Annotated in this window: 22 protein-coding genes; 3 read left to right on the forward strand and 19 right to left on the reverse strand. The window is 58.5% G+C overall.

Translation table 11 applies throughout. The annotated features are described in order from the left end of the window. From nusB to Q0746_RS03815, 6 genes are all read right to left on the reverse strand, one after another. On the reverse strand, window positions 1-471 hold the full coding sequence (nusB, locus tag Q0746_RS03790; protein ID WP_298257353.1) for a transcription antitermination factor NusB: 471 nt from the start codon (window positions 469-471) through the stop codon (window positions 1-3). Continuing rightward, on the reverse strand, window positions 468-1,004 hold the full coding sequence (locus Q0746_RS03795; protein ID WP_298257355.1) for a 6,7-dimethyl-8-ribityllumazine synthase: 537 nt from the start codon (window positions 1,002-1,004) through the stop codon (window positions 468-470). Before Q0746_RS03795 ends, nusB begins: the two co-directional genes overlap by 4 nt. 2 nt (window positions 1,005-1,006) lie before the next feature. After that, complete coding sequence (ribB, locus tag Q0746_RS03800; RefSeq protein ID WP_298257357.1) at window positions 1,007-2,098, reverse strand: 3,4-dihydroxy-2-butanone-4-phosphate synthase; 1,092 nt, start codon at window positions 2,096-2,098, stop codon at window positions 1,007-1,009. Between the two features lie 160 nt (window positions 2,099-2,258). Beyond that, entirely contained in the window at window positions 2,259-2,825 is a 567-nt protein-coding gene (locus tag Q0746_RS03805; protein WP_298257360.1) for a hypothetical protein, read from the reverse strand. A 45-nt stretch (window positions 2,826-2,870) separates the two neighbouring features. Beyond that, window positions 2,871-3,389 (reverse strand): GNAT family N-acetyltransferase, encoded by a 519-nt coding sequence (locus Q0746_RS03810; RefSeq protein WP_298257361.1) that lies wholly within the window; start codon window positions 3,387-3,389, stop codon window positions 2,871-2,873. After that, entirely contained in the window at window positions 3,377-3,976 is a 600-nt protein-coding gene (locus tag Q0746_RS03815) for a riboflavin synthase (RefSeq protein ID WP_298257363.1), read from the reverse strand. The genes Q0746_RS03810 and Q0746_RS03815 overlap by 13 nt, the downstream gene beginning before the upstream one ends. A 188-nt stretch (window positions 3,977-4,164) precedes the next feature. Between Q0746_RS03815 and Q0746_RS03820 the strand changes: the two genes are divergently transcribed. The 3 genes from Q0746_RS03820 to Q0746_RS03830 all read left to right on the forward strand — a co-directional run bounded on the left by Q0746_RS03820 (window position 4,165) and on the right by Q0746_RS03830 (window position 8,808). Then, the gene (locus tag Q0746_RS03820) at window positions 4,165-5,454 is read left to right on the forward strand and encodes a capsular biosynthesis protein (protein ID WP_298257365.1); all 1,290 of its coding nucleotides are present in this window, start codon (window positions 4,165-4,167) and stop codon (window positions 5,452-5,454) included. 215 nt (window positions 5,455-5,669) lie between these two features. Then, window positions 5,670-6,746 (forward strand): polysaccharide biosynthesis/export family protein, encoded by a 1,077-nt coding sequence (locus Q0746_RS03825; protein ID WP_298258051.1) that lies wholly within the window; start codon window positions 5,670-5,672, stop codon window positions 6,744-6,746. Beyond that, complete coding sequence (locus Q0746_RS03830) at window positions 6,736-8,808, forward strand: capsular polysaccharide biosynthesis protein (RefSeq protein WP_298257367.1); 2,073 nt, start codon at window positions 6,736-6,738, stop codon at window positions 8,806-8,808. The genes Q0746_RS03825 and Q0746_RS03830 overlap by 11 nt, the downstream gene beginning before the upstream one ends. 68 nt (window positions 8,809-8,876) lie before the next feature. Here the strand turns inward: Q0746_RS03830 and Q0746_RS03835 are convergent, their stop codons facing one another. The 13 genes from Q0746_RS03835 to Q0746_RS03895 all read right to left on the reverse strand — a co-directional run bounded on the left by Q0746_RS03835 (window position 8,877) and on the right by Q0746_RS03895 (window position 23,284). Then, a complete protein-coding gene (locus Q0746_RS03835; RefSeq protein WP_298257368.1) occupies window positions 8,877-9,164 on the reverse strand; it encodes a hypothetical protein in 288 nt (95 codons plus the stop codon). Window positions 9,165-9,397: 233 nt separating this feature from the next. Further along, window positions 9,398-10,504, reverse strand: coding sequence for a bifunctional diaminohydroxyphosphoribosylaminopyrimidine deaminase/5-amino-6-(5-phosphoribosylamino)uracil reductase RibD (gene ribD, locus Q0746_RS03840; protein ID WP_298257370.1), 1,107 nt, complete (start codon window positions 10,502-10,504; stop codon window positions 9,398-9,400). A gap of 4 nt (window positions 10,505-10,508) precedes the next feature. Further along, window positions 10,509-10,976: a transcriptional regulator NrdR gene (nrdR, locus tag Q0746_RS03845; protein ID WP_298257372.1), complete on the reverse strand. Its 468-nt coding sequence runs from the start codon at window positions 10,974-10,976 to the stop codon at window positions 10,509-10,511. Between the two features lie 106 nt (window positions 10,977-11,082). Then, a complete protein-coding gene (locus tag Q0746_RS03850) occupies window positions 11,083-11,499 on the reverse strand; it encodes a secondary thiamine-phosphate synthase enzyme YjbQ (RefSeq protein ID WP_298257374.1) in 417 nt (138 codons plus the stop codon). Next, complete coding sequence (locus Q0746_RS03855; RefSeq protein ID WP_298257376.1) at window positions 11,496-13,145, reverse strand: SDR family oxidoreductase; 1,650 nt, start codon at window positions 13,143-13,145, stop codon at window positions 11,496-11,498. Before Q0746_RS03855 ends, Q0746_RS03850 begins: the two co-directional genes overlap by 4 nt. After that, window positions 13,138-13,578, reverse strand: a complete 441-nt coding sequence (locus Q0746_RS03860) for a DCC1-like thiol-disulfide oxidoreductase family protein (RefSeq protein ID WP_298257378.1) — start codon at window positions 13,576-13,578, stop codon at window positions 13,138-13,140. Before Q0746_RS03860 ends, Q0746_RS03855 begins: the two co-directional genes overlap by 8 nt. 54 nt (window positions 13,579-13,632) lie before the next feature. Then, complete coding sequence (locus tag Q0746_RS03865; RefSeq protein ID WP_298257380.1) at window positions 13,633-14,124, reverse strand: hypothetical protein; 492 nt, start codon at window positions 14,122-14,124, stop codon at window positions 13,633-13,635. A 91-nt stretch (window positions 14,125-14,215) separates the two neighbouring features. Continuing rightward, a complete protein-coding gene (gene rpoD, locus Q0746_RS03870) occupies window positions 14,216-16,189 on the reverse strand; it encodes an RNA polymerase sigma factor RpoD (RefSeq protein WP_298257382.1) in 1,974 nt (657 codons plus the stop codon). Between the two features lie 99 nt (window positions 16,190-16,288). Next, the gene (gene dnaG / locus Q0746_RS03875; RefSeq protein ID WP_298257384.1) at window positions 16,289-18,268 is read right to left on the reverse strand and encodes a DNA primase; all 1,980 of its coding nucleotides are present in this window, start codon (window positions 18,266-18,268) and stop codon (window positions 16,289-16,291) included. Window positions 18,269-18,331: 63 nt separating this feature from the next. After that, entirely contained in the window at window positions 18,332-18,865 is a 534-nt protein-coding gene (locus Q0746_RS03880) for a sarcosine oxidase subunit gamma (protein ID WP_298257386.1), read from the reverse strand. Then, window positions 18,858-21,764: a sarcosine oxidase subunit alpha family protein gene (locus tag Q0746_RS03885; RefSeq protein ID WP_298257388.1), complete on the reverse strand. Its 2,907-nt coding sequence runs from the start codon at window positions 21,762-21,764 to the stop codon at window positions 18,858-18,860. Before Q0746_RS03885 ends, Q0746_RS03880 begins: the two co-directional genes overlap by 8 nt. Then, the gene (locus Q0746_RS03890) at window positions 21,761-22,021 is read right to left on the reverse strand and encodes a sarcosine oxidase subunit delta (RefSeq protein ID WP_298257390.1); all 261 of its coding nucleotides are present in this window, start codon (window positions 22,019-22,021) and stop codon (window positions 21,761-21,763) included. Before Q0746_RS03890 ends, Q0746_RS03885 begins: the two co-directional genes overlap by 4 nt. Window positions 22,022-22,030: 9 nt before the next feature. Then, window positions 22,031-23,284 carry a sarcosine oxidase subunit beta family protein gene (locus Q0746_RS03895; RefSeq protein ID WP_298257392.1) on the reverse strand — a complete coding sequence of 418 codons (1,254 nt, stop codon included), beginning with the start codon at window positions 23,282-23,284 and terminating at the stop codon, window positions 22,031-22,033. Window positions 23,285-23,306: the final 22 nt, after the last annotated feature.

The following is a 23,306-nucleotide window of genomic DNA, read 5'->3' on the forward strand; positions in this document are numbered from 1 at the left end:
TTAGCTGAAGGCATCCGGCTGGGCTTCGCGCGCCATATGGTCGAGGACGGCATTGACGAATTTTGGCTCTTTCCCCTCTGGGAAGAAGGCCTTTGCCACGTCAACAAATTCCACGATCACAACCTTTGGAGGCGTTTTCGCTGCGACCAACTCGGCACCTGCAGCGCGAAACAGCGCCCGCAGGGTCGGATCAATGCGATTGATCGGCCATTTGGCGACCAGCGCACGGTCGGTCATTTGGTCAATCGTCGACTGCTCGGCCACCGCCCCATCCAGCAATCCGCGAAATGTGTCGACATCCCCCTCAACCATTTCGGTGTCATCGATCACTTCGCCGAAACGGTGATCCTCAAATTGGGTGCGCACCTTGTCGATCGAGTGATCGCTATGCTCCATCTGAAACAGAGCCTGCACGGCATAGAGCCGCGCGGCGGAGCGCATTGCGCGTTTTTGGTTGCCTGAAGTGGTCATGCGATCTGGAAACTCTCATCATCGTCGTTTTTGCGGGGCAAGAATCCCACACCCGAACTGGAAGCGCCGTATTTGCGCTGCAATGCGATAAGATGCAAGGCCGCTTGCGCCGCGCCGCCTCCTTTGTTTTGATCTTTGGGATCTGCGCGCAGCTCAGCCTGCTTGCGGTTCTCGACTGTCAGGATGCCATTGCCGACATTGGCACCTTGCAAACCAAGCAACATAAGCCCGTGAGAGCTGTCGTTGCAGACCGTGTCGTAATGCGTGGTTTCGCCGCGAATAATGCAGCCCAGCGCGACGAACCCGTCAAAGTTGCTTTGCCGAAAGGCGATCCGAATAGCCGGTGGAATTTCCAGCGCACCGGGCACTTCTATCACCTCATAGGTGGCACCGGCCTTTTCCGCTTCTGCGGTCGCGCCTGCCAGCAAATTATCAGCGATATCCTTATAGTAAGGAGAGACAACAATGGCGAGTTTGACCGGCTTGTCGAACTCGGGCGTGGCTAGGATGTGATGGTGTTCTGCGGTGGCCATGGTTATGCTCCTGTGATCGGGCGGGTGCCGACAATGGACAGCCCGTAGGCATCGAGGCCGACCACTTTCGGGGACGGCGAATTGGTTAGCAGCTCTAGCTGCGATAGGCCAAGGGCGGCAAGGATTTGTGCCCCCAGCCCGTATTGTTTCAGCGTATGTGGCGATTGCCCGCCCTCTGCGTCAATCTTCATTTGGGTGTCGCGCAGTAAAACCACAACACCGCGCCCCTCGGTTGCGATGGCCTTCATGGCCTGCGCCATTTCGCTGGCGGGGCTTGGGCCTAGGCCCAACACGTCTTCCACGGGGTTGAGCGCATGCATTCGCACCAATGTCGTCCCCTCAGAGGTCAAATCCCCTTTGGTGAGCGCGATATGCTCCGCCCCCATAGTTTCATCTGTGAAAACCCGCATCATCCACTCCCCGCCGAATTCGGAGGTGACCGGCTGCTGTGCGCTTTCCTTAACCAGATTGTCATGGCGCCGTCGGTAGGCGATCAGATCGGAAATCGTGCCGATCTTGAGGCCGTGCTTTTGCGCGAAGGTTACCAAATCGGGCAAGCGGGACATGGTGCCGTCTTCGTTCATAATCTCGCAGATCACCCCCGACGGGTTCAACCCCGCAAGGCGCGACACATCCACTGCGGCCTCTGTGTGGCCCGCGCGCACCAACACGCCCCCATCGCGCGCCCGAAGGGGAAACACATGGCCTGGCGTGGCAATATCGGCGGCGGTTTTTCCCGCATCAATCGCCACAGCCACCGTGCGTGCGCGGTCATGCGCGGAGATACCGGTCGTCACCCCTTCGCGGGCCTCGATGGAAATCGTGAAGGCCGTTTCGTGGCGCGACGAGTTATAGGACGCCATCAAGGGCAAGCCCAAGGCGTCGATCCGCTCTGAGGTCAGTGTCAGGCAAATTAACCCGCGCCCATGTGTGGCCATGAAATTCACTGCCTCAGGGGTGGCCATCTGCGCGGGGATCACCAGATCCCCCTCGTTCTCGCGATCCTCGTGGTCAACAAGGATAAACATCCGCCCGTTGCGGGCATCCTCAAGGATTTCCGAGATCGGAGAAATGGCGTCTGAATAGTCGGTCATGGGTCGCATCCTTTGATGCTTTGCCAATTAGAGGGTTTGAGGCTGCTTGGGAAGGGTTCACGCCAAATGCCGCGGCGTAGCGCTGGTAGGACGCGCAGGGATTTAGGTATTTTTGAAGCAGTGATGAGGGGAAGGTCGCGCCTTGCCCCACACCGCCGGCTTAGGACGAGAAGTAACAATCAGACGCAATGAAACCCGCAAGTTTCCCAGCAATGGACCAATCGCGTTCATGCGAGGTGTCACCGATCACCAAAACCCCGTCGAGCGGCAGCTTTTCTTGGTGCAATGGAGCGCGCACCGCGCGGCGGATTTCGGACCAGCTTTGCGCGAAATGCGGAGCGCGATCTGTCGGGATGTGCAGGCCTTGGGCTTGCAGGGTGGCTTGCGCCTGCTCTGCCGACAAGGGCGCATGAATGAGGCCTGCGAGGTCGGCCTTGATGGGCAGTAACGCGTTTGCCCGCGGGCTGGCCTGCGCGTCCCGCATCATGCGCAGCGCGTTGTTTGAAAACAAAAAACCGACCACATCGCGCCCAGTGGACGCGCGCACGGACGCATAGGTTTTATAGGGCAAGCCCAAGGCTTCGGCGCGTTTGACGCGGCTGCGCAAGATTTCAATCGGCAGGTTGGGGATCAGCTGCGCACGCGCCTTTGTCCAGGCGTGTTTGCGAAAGGCGAAACCCGCCTCCATGGTGGGGCCATTGTTGTGACCAATTTTTGCGCGCTCCATTGGGGGACCTCCTGTGATGTCGCCCCACATTACAAGGCGCGCCCGTTATCGCAAAGGCGCGCGGGTCAAGATATCATTGGGATAGCTTTCGTCGCCGATCTTGAAACCGCTTTCGCCCAGTTTGGTGAAATCATGAGCACCATAGAAAGCGCGCGCCTTTGTGTTTTCGCTGTTCACTGCCAGCCAAACCTGACCGCCAGCCCTATCCAACACAGCCTGCAACAATGCACCCCCCAGCCCCCTGCCCTGATGGCGCGGCTGAACATAGAGCGATGCGATTTCCGTGCTCACCGTGCCGTTGACCGGATCGGCGCTATTTTCGTCGATATGGATGAACCCATCGATGCCGTCACGGTTTTGCGACACGATCAGGTGATGATCGGGATCACCGATCCAGTTGCGAAAAAGCTTTGGTGTGAAATGCGCCAAGGCGAAATCCGCGAAAGGGGCATTGATGCCATGGTGAATGTAGGTGGCAAACCACACCTCCAGCGACACTGCGGCCAGACTGGATGCATCCGCCAGAACCGCCGCGCGCAGGTTTGGCGCTGTTAGCTGCCCCATTCTTGCAAGCGCGCCACATATCTGGCCAGCGTGTCGATCTCCAAGTTGATCCGGTCGCCGACTTTGACGTCGCCCCAGTTGGTGGCGACCTTGGTGTGCGGGATGAAATTGACCCCGAATGTCGCCCCATCGACCTCGTTCACGGTAAGCGATGTGCCATTCAGCGCCACGGAGCCCTTGGGCGCCACGAATTTCGCCAAATCATCGGGGGCCTCAAACAGCACGCGGGTGCTGTCGCCCTCGTCGGTCATCTCGACCACGACGGCCACCCCGTCCACATGACCTGAAACGATGTGACCACCCAACTCATCGCCCAGCTTCAACGCGCGTTCCAAATTCAGGCGTGTGCCCTCGGCCCAATCCCCAATGTTGGTTTTGGATACGCTTTCCGCCGAGATTTGCACGTCGAACCACGGCGTCTCATCAGACCCGCGGTCAATCACCGTGAGGCAGCACCCGTTGCACGCAATGGAGGCACCTATATCGATGCCCGCAGTATCATATGCGCAAGATATACGCGCCCGCAGATCGCCTTCTTGCTTTAGCTGCGAAACCCGCCCGACATCGGTGACAATACCTGTAAACATGGCTGCATCCTCAATTTGTTCGTCTTGGAATTAGCGCGGCAGAGCAACCTGCGCAAGGATTCCCCCTAGGCAAGCTGACCACCTCGCGCCACAGTTACGACCAATTCAAGCCTTACCCCCGCCCTATGGGCTGGGCAAATTGTCAGCAACTTGTATGAGTATCCGGTGAACCACGTGAAGGCCACGCTATGACACTGTCCGGAAAGGACAAAACATTCCTATTCCTGCAAGGCCCTCACGGGCCTTTCTTCTACCGCTTGGGCAAAATGCTGAAAGCGGCAGGAGCGGAAGTTTGGCGCGTCGGGTTCAACAAAGGCGATGATGCCTTTTGGTTCTCCAATGACACATACATCCCCTATTTGGGCAGCCACGACGACTGGGCCGACGCGTTTTGCCGCATCGTAGAAGAAAAGGCTGTCACCGACTTGGTGCTTTATGGCGACACCCGCCCGATCCATGCCCAAGCCATTGAGCGCGCGCGCGCGATGGGCCTGCGCATTCACGTCTACGAAGAAGGGTACTTGCGCCCCTATTGGGTCAGCTACGAACGCAATGGAGCCAATGGGCATTCTCGCCTGATGGATATGTCCGTAGATGACATGCGCAAAGCCCTTGAGGGGCTGGATTTGGATTTGCCCGATGCCCCCGCGCGTTGGGGCGACATGCGTCAACACGTCTTTTACGGGATGGTGTATCACTATTTTGTCTTCCTCAGAAACTGGAAGTACCGCAACTTCCGACCGCACCGCTCGCTTACGGTGACGAAGGAATTCCAACTGTACCTCAAGCGGCTTGTGACCATGCCCTTCACCGCGATGCAGCGCCGTTTAGCGACATTGCGCATCAAGCATGGGGGCTTCCCTTATCATTTGGTGCTGCTGCAACTGGAGCATGACTCCAGCTTTCAGATGCATTCGCCCTTCAAGACCATGACCGATTTCCTAGAGCTGGCCATAGACGGATTTGCCAAAGGGGCGCCGACGCATCACCATCTGGTGCTGAAGGCGCATCCACTGGAGGACGGGCGGGTGCCGCTGCTCCATGAGATCAAGCAGATCGCCAAGCGATTGGGCGTGGCTGATCGCGTTCACTACGTGCGGGGCGGAAAACTGGCGGGGTTGCTGAACACCGCACGCTCGGCGGTGACGGTGAATTCGACTGCGGCTCAACAGGTTTTGTGGCGTGGATTGCCACTGAAGGTCTTTGGCGACGCCGTGTACAACATGCCGGAGTTTGTCTCCACCCAAAGCCTGCCTGAGTTTTTCACCAACCCAACGCGCCCAGACAGCCGTGCATATCGTGACTACCGCCACTACCTGCTGGAGACATCACAAATTCCGGGCGGTTTTTACTCGGCGCGCGGGCGTCGTCAGCTGCTGCGGCAGGTGGTCGATATGATGCTCGCGCAGGAAGATCCCTATGATGCGCTTGTTGCAGGTACCGCGACGCCGCGCCAGCAATTGCATGTGGTGAAATAGCCGCCCCACCCCAACATCCGACCTAAGGTAAACTTGCCACTGCGACGCGCTGGCAACACTTCGCCGAGCGCAATTTCAAAGGGCTAGCAATTTGGCGATCATCCGATAGAGTAAAAAGAAAAAAACTTGAGGCAGTCTCATAATCGAGGAGGACACCAGTGAAAAACTTGGGTCCCAAAGCTACTAAAATAGTAGCTTTTACACTTGTGGCCGTAATGGCTGCATCTTGCGGGTTGCCAAAATCTGGCCCTGGAAAGAAACAGATATTTGCAGGCTCCGTCCAAAAGCAGGGCGACGCCTTCATCGTATCCGTCAACAGCCGTGTCACGCGCGCGACCGCCGTACAGCCCGTTCTGGGCTTCAGCGACGCATTCTTGAATGCCGGCGTTGTGGGCTCCGACACCATTCGGTCCGGCGATACTCTTGGCTTGGCCATTTGGGAAAACGTCGATGACGGCCTATTGGCCCCAGAAGGCGCCAATGCCACCGATTTGAACGAAGTGCAGGTCGATGGATCTGGCTTTATCTTCGTTCCCTATGCGGGCCGCATCAAGGCTGCAGGCAACACGCCTGAAGCCCTGCGCCGCATCATCACCGGCAAGCTCGACACCCAAACCCCAGACCCGCAGGTGATCGTGCGTCGTGTGGCCGGTGACGGTGCTACCGTATCTTTGGTCGGGGGCGTCGGTCAGCAAGGCCTGTTCGCAATTGAGCGCCCCACCCGCACGTTGTCGTCGATGATTGCCCGCGCAGGCGGCATTTCCATCGCCCCTGAAGTGGCACAGATCACCGTGATCCGCGGCAAGCAGCGCTCTAAGATTTGGTTCGAGGATTTGTACTCCAACCCCAAATTCGACATCGCGCTGCGCCCCAACGACCGCATCCTGATCGAGGAAGACAGCCGTGCCTTCACCGTCCTTGGGGCGACGGGCGCGCAGAACCGCATCGAGTTTGTCACCCAAACCCTGTCCGCCATTGAGGCGATTGCGCAGGTGGGCGGCCTGAACTCCAACCTTGCAGACCCAACAGGCGTCTTCGTGTTCCGCAACGAGCCGGCAGAAGTGGCCAATTCGGTCTTGGGACGCACTGATTTGCAGGGCGATCAGCGGTTTGCCTATGTATTGGACCTCACCCAGCCCACTGGCATGTTCGAGGCCCGTGATTTCGTGATCCGCGACAACGATACGGTCTATGTGACCGAGGCCCCGTTCGTGACATGGAACAAAACCATCTCGGCGCTCACCGGCTCCCTTCAGTCGGTCAACGCCTTGTCGAGCCTCGGTGGCAACTAACCCACCGAGCTTAGATGAAGCCGTGGACGGGTCCTCCCCCCGCCCACGGCTTTTCTATTTCAACGGGGGGTTTTTCACCCAAAAACGCGTGCGCCGCATTCTTGATCTGGCGGGCTATGATCTGACGCTCGGCAAACCGTCTCAGGACGATCTCATTGCCGTTTGGGGCAAAAGCCCGACATCCGGGCGCGGTGAGAAAATCGCTGACCGGACAGATGCCAAGCTGGTGCATGTAGAAGACGCTTTCCTGCGATCTTTGCGCACCGGCCGAGACGGCGATCCCCCCTTAGGTTTGACGGTGGATCACAGCCGCCCCTATTTCGACTGCGCCGGCCCGTCTGACTTGGAGCGCCTCCTGTCCACAGAGCCGTTCGACGACGCCCATGAATTGACGCGGGCACGGGAGTCAATCGACCGAATAAAGCGGCTAAACCTTTCAAAATACAATGACTTTGACGATGACGCCCCCCTTCCCGCTGCAGGGTATGTGCTGGTCATCGACCAGACCCGTGGCGACGCATCCATCAAACACGGCCGCGCCAACGCCGATCATTTTCGCGAAATGCTGGCGCTCGCCCAAGAAGAACACCCCAACGCGCGGATTGTCATCAAAACCCACCCCGAAACTCAAGCGGGCCATAGGGACGGGCATTTCACAGCCAGCGACGCGCAGGGAAAAATCTCCCTGTTCGACGCCAAGGCCGCCCCCTACGCCCTGATGGAAGGGGCCATTGCGGTCTATACGGTGAGTTCCGGCATGGGGTTCGAGGCTATTCTGGCCGGCCATCGCCCAGTGGTATTTGGCCAGCCGTTCTATGCTGGTTGGGGGCTTAGCGACGATCGCCAACCCATTGACCGCCGCCAGCGGGTATTGACCCGTGCGCAGCTGTTTGCAGGCGTCATGCTGAGGTACTGCAAGTGGTATGACCCCTACCGCGACCGCCTTTGCCAGTTGGAACAAGTCCTCGACACCCTCGAGGCCCTGACCCGAGCGCAACGCCAAGACGCCCGCGGCCATGTCGCCTCACGCATTCGCCTTTGGAAGCGTGGACCGTTGCAGGAAATTTTCGGCGGTGGCCGGTTCGGCAAAGACGCCCGCCTGCGCTTTATCGAGGAGCCCGACGCCGCATTGCTGGCCGCAAAGGGTGGATCCTTGATGATATGGGCTGGCAAAGAGCCCAAAAACCTCGCCCAGCGCGCCGAGGCCCAAAACACATCCCTGCTGCGCCTTGAAGATGGCTTTTTGCGATCCCGCGGATTGGGGGCAGACCTTATCGCCCCCTTGTCTTTGGTCACCGACCCAAAAGGCATCTACTACGACCCAACCCGACCAAGCGCCTTGGAAGGCCTGATCGCATCAAGTGGCACCCTTCCTTCCGCGGCCCTGCTGCGCGCCGAACGCCTGCGTATGGCAATCGTGAAAATGGGGTTGAGCAAATACAACTTAGGCGGCGCCCGCATGGACGTGGCTGCAAACGGGCGCGAGGTCATCTTGGTCCCCGGTCAGGTCGAGGACGACGCATCTATCCGGCTTGGCACCCGAGACATTGCCACCAATGGCGACCTACTGGCCATCGTGCGCCAAGATTTTCCCGACGCCTATATCATCTACAAACCCCATCCTGACGTGGAGGCGGGCCTGCGGGACGGAAAAATTGCGGCCGATGAGGCTGACATGATTGCCGATAAGGCAGATGCTATCGAACTGATATCTAAGGCTGATCGCATCTGCACCATGACGTCACTTTTGGGATTTGAGGCCTTGCTGCGGGGCATATCGGTCACCTGCTATGGCGCGCCTTTCTATGCCGGTTGGGGGCAAACCGACGATCGCGGCCCTGTGCCTGCACGGCGCGGGCCTGATGCCAGCTTGAACGGTATGGTTCATGCCACCTTGATCGATTATCCGCGCTATTATGATCCGGTCACACGCCAACCCTGCCCCGTTGAGGTTGTGGTGGAGCGCTTGGCGACGGGAAAGTTGCCCCGCCCCAGCCTCGGCAACCGCCTTTTGGCCAAAGCCCAAGGAGCATTGGCAAGCTACGCTCATATCTGGCGATAAAAAAGGCCTCCTCGCGGGGGGACGAGGAGGCCTTTGGCTGATTTAGTCCGGGACTGGACTGATCAGGATTACTTAACGATACGCTCAGCGGCAGAGTCGTTGCCCAGTGCGAAGAAGGCGTGAACGTTGCGGGAAACGTCGTTGCCGCTCAGGGTGATGTTCTGCTCGGCTGCGCTTTCGTTTGCGGAAACGCCGGCCCACAGTGCAGCATTTGCGTCGCCTTTGGATGTTTCGCCAACCACGCGCTCAGCGGCAGAGTCGTTGCCCATTGCGAAGAAGGCCTGAGCGTCAGATACGTCAGCAAATGCAGGTGCGGTTGCGGACAGGGCGATCAAAGTTGCGATTACAGTTTTCATTTCTAGTACTCCGTAAGATGTATGTTGTGTTCGGCGTGTTGCCGTTGATGAACCTAATTTGGACCTTGTTGGCCTCACGCACAATGCACGGGGGCGTGATAATTTGCGCCAATTGGTGCGCTAATGCACAATGAGCCTTCGCACCAGCCCATAGCATCACAGGCGTGTGAAAAGCCGCTCACGAAGTGTGAGAACGCTGAAATACTGGGAATAAATGACCGTCGGAGCGGTGCCTAATCAGCGACTCGCTGCCATATGTGCATGGTGTCTTCGCCGACCCTGCGATTACTGCGCAAGGAGAATCGTGGGGCGGCCTCAAGCCCGCTGTAGTCTAGCGGCCCAAGGCTGGGTAATCCCGTAGCGCCAAGCATAACGCCCGCCGTGAAGCCCACCACTTGGTCGACCACATCGGCCTCCAAGAGTGACGCGGCCAAGGAACCACCCCCCTCGCAGAGCACACGGGTCAGCCCCGCCTGCCCCAAGGCCAGAACCGCCTCAGACATATCTAGGCCCGCCCTGCCTTGCCCGACCTCAATAAGTGTCGCCCCCCGCGCACGCCAGAAATCACGTGCAGCCGGCGCCGCGTCACTGCCATGGATCAACCAGACCGGTGCTGCGCTGTCGTCTTCGGCCAAGGGACCATGCGTGGGAATATTTAGCGCAGCGCTGACCACAACCCGCACCGGCTGACGGCGCTGCCCCATCGCGCGCAGGGTCAAGGACGGCAGATCTTCGCGGGCGGTGCTGCCACCGACCATCACCGCATCATGACTGGCACGCAGGGCCTGCACCTGCTGACGCGCGGCAGGTCCGGTAATCCACTGGCTTTCGCCGGTCTCTGTCGCGATGCGGCCATCAAAGGAAGAGGCCAGCTTTAACGTCACCATCGGACGCCCCGTGGTGACCCGCTGCAAAAAGCCCTGCTGATCTTGGCGCGCCTGCTGATCCAACACACCTGTCACCACCTCAAGGCCCGCGTCGAGCAACATCGCAATCCCCCTGCCAGAGACACGCGGGTCAGGGTCACCGGTCGCCACCACCACACGGGCAAGGCCCGCATTGATCAGCGCCGAGGCACAGGGAGAGGTTTGTCCGGTATGAGAGCAGGGCTCCAGCGTCACGTAAGCCGTGGCCCCACGCGCAGCGCCATCGGGCAATTGCGACAGCGCATGACGTTCCGCATGTGGGCGCCCACCCGATTGTGTCCAGCCGCGTGCCAGCACACGGCCGTCTTTGACAATCACACAGCCCACCGCAGGGTTGGGCCATGTCTGGCCCAGCCCCCGCGCCCCCAGCGATAGGGCCAAGGCCATCCACCGCTGGTCATCAGGCTGCATCATGGGGTTAGTCGTCTTTAAGAGAAGGCGGCCGCAACTCGGAGACGAACTCCTCAAAGTCATCAGCTGCTTGGAAGTTCTTATAGACCGACGCAAAGCGCACATAGGCAACCGTGTCGATACGGGCCAAGGCCTCCATCACGATTTCGCCAATGGCGGGCGATTGAATGTCGGTCTCGCCCATGCTCTCCAAACGGCGCACGATGCCGGAAATCATCTGGTCAATGCGCTCTGGCTCGACTGGCCGCTTTTGCATGGAGATCCGAATAGAGCGCTCCAGCTTGTCGCGATCAAAGTCTTCGCGTTTGCCGGAAGACTTAATAACGACCAGATCGCGCAGTTGCACACGTTCATAGGTGGTGAAACGACCACCACAGGCCGGACAAAACCGGCGACGGCGGATGGCTACATGGTCTTCGGCGGGACGAGAGTCCTTCACCTGAGTATCTACATTACCGCAAAATGGACAGCGCATCGCTTTTTTCCCTCTATCCTCTGTCTGGGTGTTTTCCCCCAGTTATCCACAGGCACTATAGGCAGTCCGCTAAACTTTGGGTAGAGGGCAATTCGCCCCCCTACGCCTAGTGAGACAGATGCGCCACGACCTGCCTGTCATGCGGGTGATCGCGGTGCTCGAACACATAGATACCCTGCCATGTCCCCAAGACCAGCTGCCCCTGTTTCACCGGAATATTAAGCGACACCGGCATCATCGCCGCCTTAATATGCGCAGGCATATCATCGGGGCCTTCATAGGTGTGGGTCAGATAGGACATGTTGGGATCGCTCGTCGGTGGCACCAAGCGAGCAAAGAAGTTGCGCAGATCGACTTGGACCTCGGGGTCGGCGTTTTCTTGGATCAACAGCGAGCAAGAGGTGTGGCGGACAAATAGTGTCAGCAGCCCGTCAGCGGGGGGCTGCCCCGACAGCCAGCTTTGCACCTGTCTGGTGAATTCATACAAGCCTTGCCCTTTGGTGGGGATGGTAAAGATAGTCATTGCGGCTCCAGATACCCTTTGTAGTGCACGATCAATCCGCCCGTGGGCAAACTCAGACGCACATCAAACTGGAAACGCCCCTGCGCATCAACCGTCTCGGAGGTTTCGCTAACAGGGGTCAAGAACCGCGGAATCGCGAATTTCCCGAACACACGCCCCTTGCCAACCGGAAATTCCAAAGCGCCATCCACCACCCGAAGGTTCAACCCGAAGCGCAGCGGGCCGAACTGTTCCGTCATACCAATGGCCGGATCATAGCGCAGAACGGATTGGAACCGCTTCCCCCCGATAGTGCGCGTCCAGATCTCGGCCTGACCATCGGCCAGAATTTCGACCTGCGCGGGCACCTTCCCGCCTTTCAAAGGGAACCCGCCACAAAGTGCTGCGATCTTCCCCAGCAGACTGGAGGCCACTTCAACCTCTGCGCGTCCTGAAAACCGATCCAGATAATTGGGGCTGTGCAGTATCTGAACCGGCTTGGGCAATGCCGCAAAATCAGATCCAAGGGCTTGCGCAAAAATGGGGGAGATATCGCGATCCCGCCTCTCGCAGACCGCATGAATACGAGCCAGTTGCGCTTCGGCCTGCGCGCGACTGAAAGCCGCCAATGCCGGCCCTGCGCCAGCCCTACCCTGCCCCATGAGCAACTGATCGAGCAAAATCACCGCAGGCTGCACCGGAGTTTTGGGCCCATGCCCGTCAGGAATGATCATATCCCAGATACGTTCTTGGCATTGGCCCGCAGCCCGTCCTTGCACCCGCACCCGCATCCCGCCGCTGTCAGACCCGAAACCCACAAAAAGGTTGGACAGGCTGAGCAACGGCTTTGATAGCCGCTCCAGCGTAGAAATGCCCAAAGCCGGAACCAGATGCCTAAAAAGGCTGAGGGCGCGGTGAAACATCACCAACTCCAGCCCCGCACGCGCTGTCACGGTTCTTGCGTTAAAGCGTTGCGGAAACAGGGCGGCGTCAGGAGTGTCCACAAGTGCGGCCAAGCGCGGCCTCAAAGTCTGCCCACCGGCAGTTGGCGCGACCCGAATGCTGTTGGCCCAGCCGTATGACCGCTTGATCCTGCCCCCAATGGTTCGCTCAAACGGTCGCCCGACCTGCCCCAAGATCGCCCGCATCACCGAGAGGCCACGCGGGGTTTTATTGCCAGGAAGGATGGAGGTCTCAATCAGGTCGACATGATCCATTCCGTCGATCAAATCAGCGGCAATCGCGGAGGAAAGCGCCGGTGTCGTCGACGCCCCCGACCACACACAGACACCCTGCGCGCGCGCCAACGCATCCAACTCAACGATCCCCGCAACGAAGGCCGCCCCATCTGCGATGTCCAGATAATGCGCACGAGACTGCACCACAGCCTTCGCGAATTCATAAGGAGCAGCCCCATAACTTTGAAACGGCCCAGAGCAATCAATCACCGCAAAGGGTCTCACGTGCTCAAGCGCAGACGAAACGGCCGCAACATCTGCACGGTCAAAGACGACGACATCGGCCCGCAACTCTGTGGCCAAGGCGTCCAGCGTCTCTTTCGTGCGACCGGCCAGCGTCAAGGCTATGTCTTCGCGCGCCGCCAGCTGACGGGCCAGATGGCCGCCAAACAACCCCGTCGCCCCAAGAAGAAGAACTGATCTAGCCAAGGAAACGGTCCTGAATGTCGGGTGTCGGGACAAGGCAGGCCTCGGTCTTGCCAAACACTGCATAGCGGTTGCGGGCTACGCGATCATAGAGCCAATCCGCCACGGGACGCGGCAACAAGCGGACCAGTTTCGCCGCAGACCATAGCCCGCCCAACGCGTCCATGGCCGCCGCAAAGGCATCCAGCTTGGTATAGATGCGCCCGTCAATAATGACGACATTGCTGTCGTAGTCTGCGGATTTAAGGCCAAGGTGAGAATACAGCTTTTCCCCCAACTCGGATTGCGCAACGACAAACCGGAAGCGTTGACGGCGGTCATGCTTCAGCATGAATTTCAAAAACCCAGAGCACAGCACACACAGACCGTCAAACACGATCACATCAGCCCCAAGGATCAGCGCCGTCACATTCGGGTCTGGGTCAATTTGTGCCATACACAACAGCTAAGTCCGCACATGCCACAAAAGTATGCGGAACAATGTCGCAGGTCACTGGCACTCTTTCCAACGGAATGTCGGGTAATCATAGCAAAGCCCTGCGTCCTCTCGCTGGCCGAACAAAGCATCGATGTTGGTCTCAACGCTGCCCGCGTCGCATTGCAAAGACGCGATGTTCTTGCCCGATTGGGAAACTTCGACACCACCCGCCACATCCGGTGCATCCGTGTTTCGTCGTGTGGAGCTATAGGCCTCGTAGGTATAGTCGCCATTGTTGAAAGACACGCTTTCCCAGATCGACGAGCTGACACCGGCCCACGGCGTGTAGTTCACTGTGCGGACTGCGTCGAGAAGCTCGATTTCGGGCGTCTGGCCAGTCTTCCCAAAGCGGTACAAAACATATGACCCGTCAGTGCAGACATCCAAGACCTTCTGCCCTGACGACATCGTGCAGGTTAGCAAAGACGTCAGGTTCGGCGCGCACCCCGCAACCGCAGCTTTCGGAGCGATACATATGATTGAAAGGACAAGAAGTCGGTACATAGCTTTAGGAAACCCCGGATTTCAACGGCGCGTTCTTACGCAAAGACATTCGCCGGATGGCACAAAAAAGCGCCCCAAAGGGCGCTTTAATTTACTGGTCCAAGAAGCTGCGCAGCTTGCGCGATCTTGAAGGGTGCTTCAGCTTGCGAAGCGCTTTGGCTTCGATTTGACGAATACGCTCCCGTGTCACGCTGAACTGCTGGCCGACCTCTTCCAATGTGTGGTCAGTGTTCATCCCGATGCCGAAACGCATCCGAAGCACACGTTCCTCGCGCGGGGTCAGGGACGACAATACGCGGGTTGTGGTCTCTTTGAGGTTTTCCTGAATGGCGCTGTCCAACGGCAGCACGGCATTCTTGTCCTCGATGAAATCGCCCAGTTGCGAATCTTCCTCGTCACCGATGGGCGTTTCCAAGGAGATCGGCTCTTTCGCGATCTTCATAACCTTGCGCACTTTCTCAAGTGGCATTTGCAGCTTTTCGGCCAATTCTTCCGGCGTTGGCTCGCGGCCAATTTCGTGCAGCATTTGGCGACCGGTCCGGACCAGCTTGTTGATCGTCTCGATCATATGAACCGGAATACGGATCGTGCGCGCTTGGTCAGCGATCGAGCGGGTGATCGCCTGACGGATCCACCATGTCGCATAGGTAGAGAACTTGTACCCACGACGGTATTCGAACTTATCAACGGCCTTCATCAGGCCGATGTTGCCTTCCTGAATGAGATCAAGGAATTGCAGCCCGCGGTTGGTGTATTTCTTGGCGATGGAAATCACGAGACGCAGGTTGGCCTCGACCATTTCCTTCTTGGCCTGACGGGCTTCTTTTTCGCCCTTTTGAACTTGCTGCACGATGCGGCGAAACTCGGTGATGTCGACGCCGACATATTGACCCACTTGCGCCATCTCGGCGCGCAAGTCTTCGACCTTCTCGCGGGACCGCTCCATCAGGGCTGTCCAGCCACGGCCGGTTTTGGCTGTGATGCGCTCAACCCAACCTGGGTCCAATTCATAGCCACGGTATTCGTCGATGAACTCGCGACGGTTGATGCGCGCTTGGTCAGCCAGCTTCACCATGCTTGAATCGATCGACATAATGCGACGGTTGATGCCGTAAAGCTGGTCAATCAACGCCTCGATCCGGTTGTTGTGCAGGTGAAGCGAATTCACCATTTCAACGATCTCGGAGCGCAAGTGCTGGTATTCTTTTTCTTCCTTCTTGGAGAAGGTGTCATCGTGATTGATCGTCGCCGAAATCCGCAGATCCTGCATATCAGCCAGCTTGGTGTAATCATTGGCGATCAGGTCAAGCGTTTCCAGCACACGAGGCTTTAGGGCCGCTTCCATCGCCGCCAACGACATGTTGGCCTGCTCATCTTCGTCTTCGTCGTCATCGTCATTGGCAATCGGGTTGCCATCCGCGTCGAGCTCTTGCGTGGTTTCGGCCGGTTTCGACTCCCCCCCCGCCAAAGGAGAAGGCACAACCGCTTCGGTTTCATCCCCCTCTTCCTCCAGCGTGTCGCCAAAGGTGGTTTCCAAATCGATCACATCGCGCAGCAAAATGTCCTCGGACAAAAGCTCGTCGCGCCAGATGGTGATCGCCTGAAAGGTCAGCGGGCTTTCGCACAGGCCGGCAATCATCGTGTTGCGGCCAGCCTCGATGCGCTTGGCGATGGCAATTTCGCCTTCACGCGACAGCAGCTCAACCGAGCCCATTTCGCGCAAATACATGCGGACCGGATCATCGGTACGGTCCAAAACTTCTGTGGTGGAGGACGACAGGACAACTTCCTTGGCCGCACCATCGACTTCAACCAGATCCTTGGCGGAATCATCTTCCTCTTCTTCGATGATGTTGATGCCCATTTCGGACAACATCGACATCACATCCTCGATCTGCTCGGAGGCGACCTGCTCGGGCGGAAGCACCTGATTGAGCTGGTCATAGGTGATGTATCCACGCACACGCGCTTCGGCGATCATCTTTTTGACGGCAGCTTGGCTCATATCGAGGCCTGCCGCAGCATCCTCTCGGGCTTGCGTCTGATCGTCGGTATCTTTGGCCATGAAGTGTCTCCCAAAAGCGCAAAAGAGTGATTCGCGCGAATCATCTCCGAATCAATACCGCGAATCATAGTGATTCGCACGTCGGTTTCTAAGGCAGGGTTACTGCCCCTTCTTTACCCAAATCTCACCATCGATGAGCGACTGCAAGTAGTCCGACATAGAACCACGGTCTTCCCCGTCGCCCCCGTCAGAAATGCCCGCGCTGCGCATCGAATTATTGCGGGCTTCTGCGGCCTGCCCGACACGCCATGTCAGGGCCTCATCGGCCACGCCTGCAAGGTCTTCAACGGCATCTTCTATCTCGCGTTTGATGCCACGGCGGGCCTCAAGCTTGGCCAATTCTTCGGCCATGGTCATGCGGGTTAATTTCAGGTCTGCCCCTGCTCGAACAGCAGGCGCAATCTGCACATGGCTAAGCGACCAGAGCTTTTCAAGTGGGGCCGGTCCGATCTCTGCGGTCAAAATGTTTTTAAGGTGATCCGAATCGGTCTCCTCCCCGTGCCGCAATAGCGCCGCGAGAATCATCCGGTGATCCTCACCATGCAGATCCAAAACCTCCAGATCGGACAGAAACTCGGACAGCAAGACAGGATGCGAGATCAAGATCGCCAGGATCACCGCCTCGCGCACGCGGGTCTCGACATCCGTGCTTTGCGCCAGCAGTGAATTCTTGGTCGAGGCCACGGCCACGCCTTTGTCGGGAAATTTGCCTTTGCCTTTGCCCTTGCCCTTCCACGGCGTGCGCTCGCGGCTGGGCTGCCATTCACGTCCCCCCTCTGCCGACGCCGATGGGGTCAGGCCGAACAATTCGGACCGCAATCGTTTGATCTCATGGCCGTAATGGCTGCGCAGGTTGCCATCGCTGATCTTCTTGAGTGCTCCGCGCAGGGATTGATCCAACGCAGCGCGCCGCTCAGGGCTGTCGAAAATCTTGCCTTCGGTTTCGCGCTGCCACAGCAGATGCACCAAGGGTTTGGAGTTATCGACCAAATGGCGCATGGCCTCCACGCCTTGGGTTTTGATCAAATCGTCAGGGTCCAATCCTTCGGGCAAAACGCAAAACCGCATCGATTGGCCAGCCGACAACATTGGCAACGCCAGATCAATCAGCCTCATCGCGGCTCTGATCCCCGCCGCGTCTCCGTCCAATGCGATGATCGGCTCGGGCGAGATGCGCCACAAAAGCTGCAACTGGGTCTCGGTTACGGCAGTCCCCAAGGGCGCGACGGTAGATTTCAACCCCGCGGCCGAAAGCGCAATGACGTCCATGTAGCCTTCCGCCACAATCAATGGCTCCCCTTTGCCTGCGGCTTCACGGGCGGGGCCGTGATTATACAGGCTGCGCCCCTTGTCGAAGAGTTCCGTCTCGGGGGAGTTCAGGTATTTGGCGTTGTCATTGGGGTCCATGGCCCGCCCACCAAAGGCGATGCATCTTTTGCGCGGGTCACGGATGGGGAACATGATGCGGTTGCGGAAGGTGTCATAGGGCTTGCCCCCCTTGGTAGAGGCTTTGGCCAGCCCAGCGGCTAGGATCAGTTCCTCCGCCACGCCCTTGCCGGTCAGATGGTCCCAAAGGTTTTGCCACCCGTCAGGCGCAAACCCGATGTCGAATTGGTCCTGAGTTTGCTGCGACAGCCCGCGTTTGTTGATGTAGTCACGCGCCGCCGATCCAGCGCCTGAATTCAACTGAAGGCGGTAGAACTGCGTCGCCTGCTCCATGACCTCCGCCAATTGGGTGCGACGGTCGGATTTCTTTTGCGCCTGAGGATCACGGGCGGGCATTGTCATGCCGGCTTCCTGCGCCATGATCTGCACCGCTTCCATGAAGGGCACATTCTCGGTTTCTTGAATAAATCCAAGGGCGTCGCCTTTGGCTTGGCAGCCGAAGCAGTAGTAATAGCCCTTACGGTCATCGACGTGAAAGCTGGCCGATTTTTCCTGATGAAACGGGCATGGGGCCCACATGTCTCCCTTCCCGGGGTTGGACTTGCGCGTGTCCCACATGACCTTGCGCCCCACCACCTGAGAGATGGAGACACGTTCGCGCAATTCATCAAGGAAACCGGGTGGCAAGCTCATAGACCAGAATATCGGGCCGCTGGCCCTCAAAGTCCAGTGACCCGCCGCAGATTTCCTGTGGATTTAATCTGGCAGGGCCGCCTGCGCATTGACCGACACCATCGCGGCACGCAACTCGTCCGCCAGCGTCTTGGCAAAAGCGCGGAACACCATGACCTCGAATCCGCCCGAACGCTTCACGATAATCGCGCTCATATGCCCCACAAGGGAACGCACGACCTGACCCTCCTGCAACTGGTCCAGCTGCACTGGGCAAAGCCGCGCCATGACGGCCCCAGCCTCTTCCCCCGCAAGCCGCACCGAACACCATGCGTCCGACTGATCCGTTACCGCCGCAGGAAGCTTCGGAGCAGCTGCCCCGATGAGGAAATACTGCCCCCGCCCCACCCAAAGAATTTCAACATCTCCTTTGCGCGTGGACGCCCCTGCGTCCGGCAACCCGATGCCCAATGCCTTGACGAGCGCCGCATCCACCTTGCTCCCCTTGAAGGGGGCGATGGAGAAGATGGGGCGCGATGCCGCCTCATCGGCGGATAATGCGCCTAAGCGCAGCGGAAACATTCCGTGGGCGGCTGATTTGGCTTTTAGATCAATCACGCGCTTTGCTCCCTTGTGGATCAAGAAACACGGGGTGACAAATTTCAACCCGCGTGGTGACGTCATGCAAATGATCGACAAGTTTCAACACCTCGCCGTGGCGCGCGCGCCCGTTTTTAAGAAACCCCAAACCGATCATGCCCAACATGGGCGAGAAGCCAACCGAGGTGGTGTAGCCCTGTTGGTTTTGACGAAGGGGCGCGTCGTCCAGCTCAAAGAAAAATGCCCCAGCGTTCAATTCCTTCACCGCCCCCACCGGTTTCAGGCCGACAAGCTCTTCGCGGTTCTCATTTAGCCCCGAACGCATAGCCGCCGTTTTGCCAATGAAATCCTTCTTCTGGGACATCATCATGCCCATTCCCACATCCCCAGCCGTCACCCGCCCGTGAATTTCAGAATGGGTTAGGAAGCCCTTCTCGATGCGCATCACATTGAGGGCTTCCATCCCGTACGCCCCGCCGTCCAAGCCCTCCGCATGATCCAGCAGGCCTTTGAACAGGCTTTCCCCAAAACGGGCCGGAACGGCCAACTCATAGGCATGCTCCCCCGAAAACGAGATGCGAAACAGCCGCGCTGTAACCCCACCGATTGAGACCTCTGCACAGCCCATGAAGGGCAAGTTGGGCGCATTGTCCAACACCTGCGCCAAAAGATCGCGTGACTTAGGCCCAGCAATTGCGAATTGCGCCCAAGCTTCGGTGATGGAGATGAACTGCACATCAAGGTCCGGACGCAAACATTGCGACACGAATTCCAAATGCCGCATCACCTGCGCGGCGGCAGCGGTTGTCGTGGTCATCACATAGTGATTTTCCGCGATACATGCCGTGGTTCCGTCATCCATGACATGCCCGTCCTCGCGCAACATGATGCCATAGCGGACCATGCCCGGCCTCAGGGTGGAAAACGTGTTTATGTAAAGAAAGTCGAGGAAAGCGCCGGCGTCCGGTCCTTGAATGTCGATTTTCCCCAAGGTGGACACATCCGCGATCCCCACCGAGGAACGCACCATAGCGACCTCGCGGTCGCAAGATTGCCGCCAATGGGTTTCCCCGTCCTTGGGAAAGTAGCTGGGGCGGTACCACAGCCCAGCCTCAACCATAGGAGCCCCCAGCTTGCGGCTCTCGGGGTCGGAGGTTGTGAACCGCTGCGGAGCAAATCCCATGCCTTGGCCAGTGCCTCCCAATGCGGCGATGGCAATGGGAGTATATGGCGGGCGGAAAGTGGTGGTGCCGGTCTCGGAAATTCCGCGCCCTGTTGCATCCGCGAGCACTGCCAATGCGTTGACATTGCTGCTTTTCCCCTGATCTGGTGCCATGCCTTGGGTGGTGTAGCGCTTCATGTGTTCGACGGATTTGAAATTCTCCTGCGCGGCAAGTTTCACATCCTTCACCGTCACGTCGTTTTGGAAATCCAGCCACGCCCGCCCTTTTCCAGGCACGGCCCAAAGCGGAGAAATCCGCGTTGGCTCATCTTGCGCATTTGGGCAGTTTGGCGCGCGGGCATCCAATCCCAGTGTTTTCAACACTTCCTTCGCGCGAAAGATGCCGGATTTAAGACAGGCCTTTGTCGAGAAGCTGCCGCCCGCCGCGCCTGCGACCTCCATCCCCTGCACCATGTTGGGCACGGGGATGAAGGCCGCAATCTTTTCATTCCATTGCGGGCGACCATTCATGTGGCAGGGCAAATGCACCGTCGGGTTGTAGCCCCCCGACACGCCCAAGCAATCGGCCATGATATCGCCCACGCCTGAAATCGTGACACCTTCAACCAGCTTGCGCCCCTTCACATTGGTCACATGAGCGCCTTTGTAGATCGGGAAGTTGCCCGAAATCTCGGCGTCGGCGCGGCTGTCCACATAGGCCACGATATGCACGCCAGCCTCCGACAGATCGCGCGCCGTTCGAAAGGCATCATCATTATTGCCAAACAGCGCCACGCGTTTGCCCGCCGCCACACCATACCTGTTGAGATACCCCCGCACGGCGGATGCCATCATCACGCCAGGACGGTCGTTGTTTTGAAACGCAATCGGGCGCTCCATAGCACCCGCTGCATAGACGCACCCTTTGGCCACGATACGCCAGAACGTTTCCAACGGGGCGCCGCCCGCCTGCGAGACGTGATGCGACACGCGCTCCACCGCCCCATAGGTGCCCCCGTCATAGGCCCCCGTCACGGTGGTGCGTTTCATCAGGCGGACATTGTCCATCTCGGCCAGCTTGGCGATTTGGTCTCGCGCCCAGAGGTGCGCGGGCATGTCATCGACCTCAAAGGTCTCGGAATTCAGACGCCCGCCAAACTCGAAGTCTTCTTCGGCCAAAATCACCTGCGCGCCCGCTTTGGCCGCCGTCAGCGCCGCCATGATTCCCGCGGGGCCGGAGCCCACAACCAGCACGTCACAAAAGGCGAAAGCCTTGTCATAGCGATCCGAATTCTGCGCCATCGACAGGCGTCCGAGCCCTGCGGCGCGGCGGATGACCGGCTCATATATCTTTTCCCAAAAGGCCTTCGGCCACATGAAGGTTTTGTAGTAAAATCCGGCACTTAGAAATGGCGACAGCAGGTCGTTCACCTCCAACAGATCCCACTCAAGACTGCCAAGGTGGTTTTGCGACCGGATATCGAGACCGTTTACAAGTTCTTGCCCTGTCAGCCGTAAATTCGGAGTGATCTGATCCCCTTGGTGCAACTCAACCAGCCCGTTCGGGTCTTGAGTGCCGTCAGACATCAGCCCGCGTGGGCGGTGGTATTTGAACGAGCGGCCCACAAGATGGATATCATTTGCCAGCAACGTTGAGGCCAGCGTATCGCCCTTGAAACCGGCGTAGCTGTTGCCATTGAAGGTGAAGCTGCGCCGCTCGGAGCGGTCGATCAGGCCTTTGTTATCCAGCCTCATTTCGCCACCTCGGATGCCAGTTCCACGCTTAGAATTTCATGGGTGGTCACGTTGCGTTCCAGCAGCAGCCAACTGGAACAGCCCGCCTCGTGGTGCCAAAGGTCTTTCGTGACACCCGCAGGGTTCTCGCGGATGTGCAGGTACTTATGGATCGCATCCAAATCGCCCTCGGCGGGACGGTTCAGGTAATCAGACGCTCCGAGGTAGTAAAACTCGCGCCGGTCACGATCACCGCAGATTGGGCATTTGATACGCATGTCTCGTCCTCAGTGCAGATTGTGTTGAGAGCCGGTGCCCTCTTCGTCCATCAGGTCGTGGCCTGTGCGGAAGCGATCGAAAGTGTGACGTTCAGCCACCTCATGCGGCTTATCCTCAGCCATCAGATGCGCCATGCACCAGCCGGACGCAGGCACCGCCTTGAAGCCTCCGTAGCACCAGCCGCAATCCATATAGAGGCCGTCGACTTCGGTGCGATCAATGATGAAAGAGCCGTCCGGCGTCATATCCATGATCCCACCCCATGATCTAAGCACCTTGGCCTTGCCCAATGCGGGGACAAGGGACATGCCCGCCTCCATCACATGCTCCATCATCGGCAGGTTACCGCGTTGGGCATAGGAGGCGTAGAAATCCAAGTCTCCGCCAAAGACCAAACCACCCTTGTCAGACTGGCTGAGATAGAAGTGCCCCATGCCGAAGCTCACCACATGGTCGACCGTGGGCTTCAGGCCCTCGGACACGAAGGCCTGCAGGATGTGACTTTCGATGGGCACCTCCAGCCCCGCCATGGCTGCCACTTGGGACGAACGCCCAGCCACCACGATCCCCACCCTTTTGGCACGAATGGTCCCTCGTGAGGTCTGCACCCCCTGAACCGCCCCGTCTTTGACATCGATGTCGGTGACTTCGCATTGCTGGATAATGTCGACGCCCAGTTGATCCGCACCGCGCGCATACCCCCAAGCCACCGCATCATGGCGGGCCGTTCCACCGCGCGGATGGTAAAGGCCACCGTAAACAGGAAAGCGGTGATTTTCAAAATCGAGATAGGGCAGATGTCTGCGCACACCTTCGCGGTCCAAAAGGATCGCGTCATCGCCTTGGTTGCGCATCATATTCCCGCGCCGCGCGAAGGCGTCGCGCTGACCGTCTGAGTGGAACAGGTTTATCAACCCCCGCCCCGAATGCATCGTGTTGAAGTTCAGCTCCTGCTCCATGCTTTCCCACAGCTTGAGGGAATGGGAATAGAATTCGGAGTTCCCTGGAAGGAAGTAGTTGGCGCGCACAATGGTGGTGTTCCGGCCAACATTCCCTCCCCCGATGTAGCCGCGCTCGAGCACCGCGATGTTTTTGATGCCGTGGTTTTTGGCCAGGTAATAGGCGGTGGCCAAGCCGTGCCCCCCTCCGCCAATGATGATCACGTCGTATTCCGACTTCGGCTCGGGGTCCCGCCAAACAGGACGCCACCCCTTATTGCCGGTTAGTCCTTGTTTGAGGATTTGAAAGGCATTGTAGCCCATTGCAGTCTCCCGTGGTCACCAC

Origin of the sequence: uncultured Litoreibacter sp., assembly GCF_947487515.1 — a bacterium.
Classification (GTDB): Bacteria; Pseudomonadota; Alphaproteobacteria; order Rhodobacterales; family Rhodobacteraceae; genus Litoreibacter.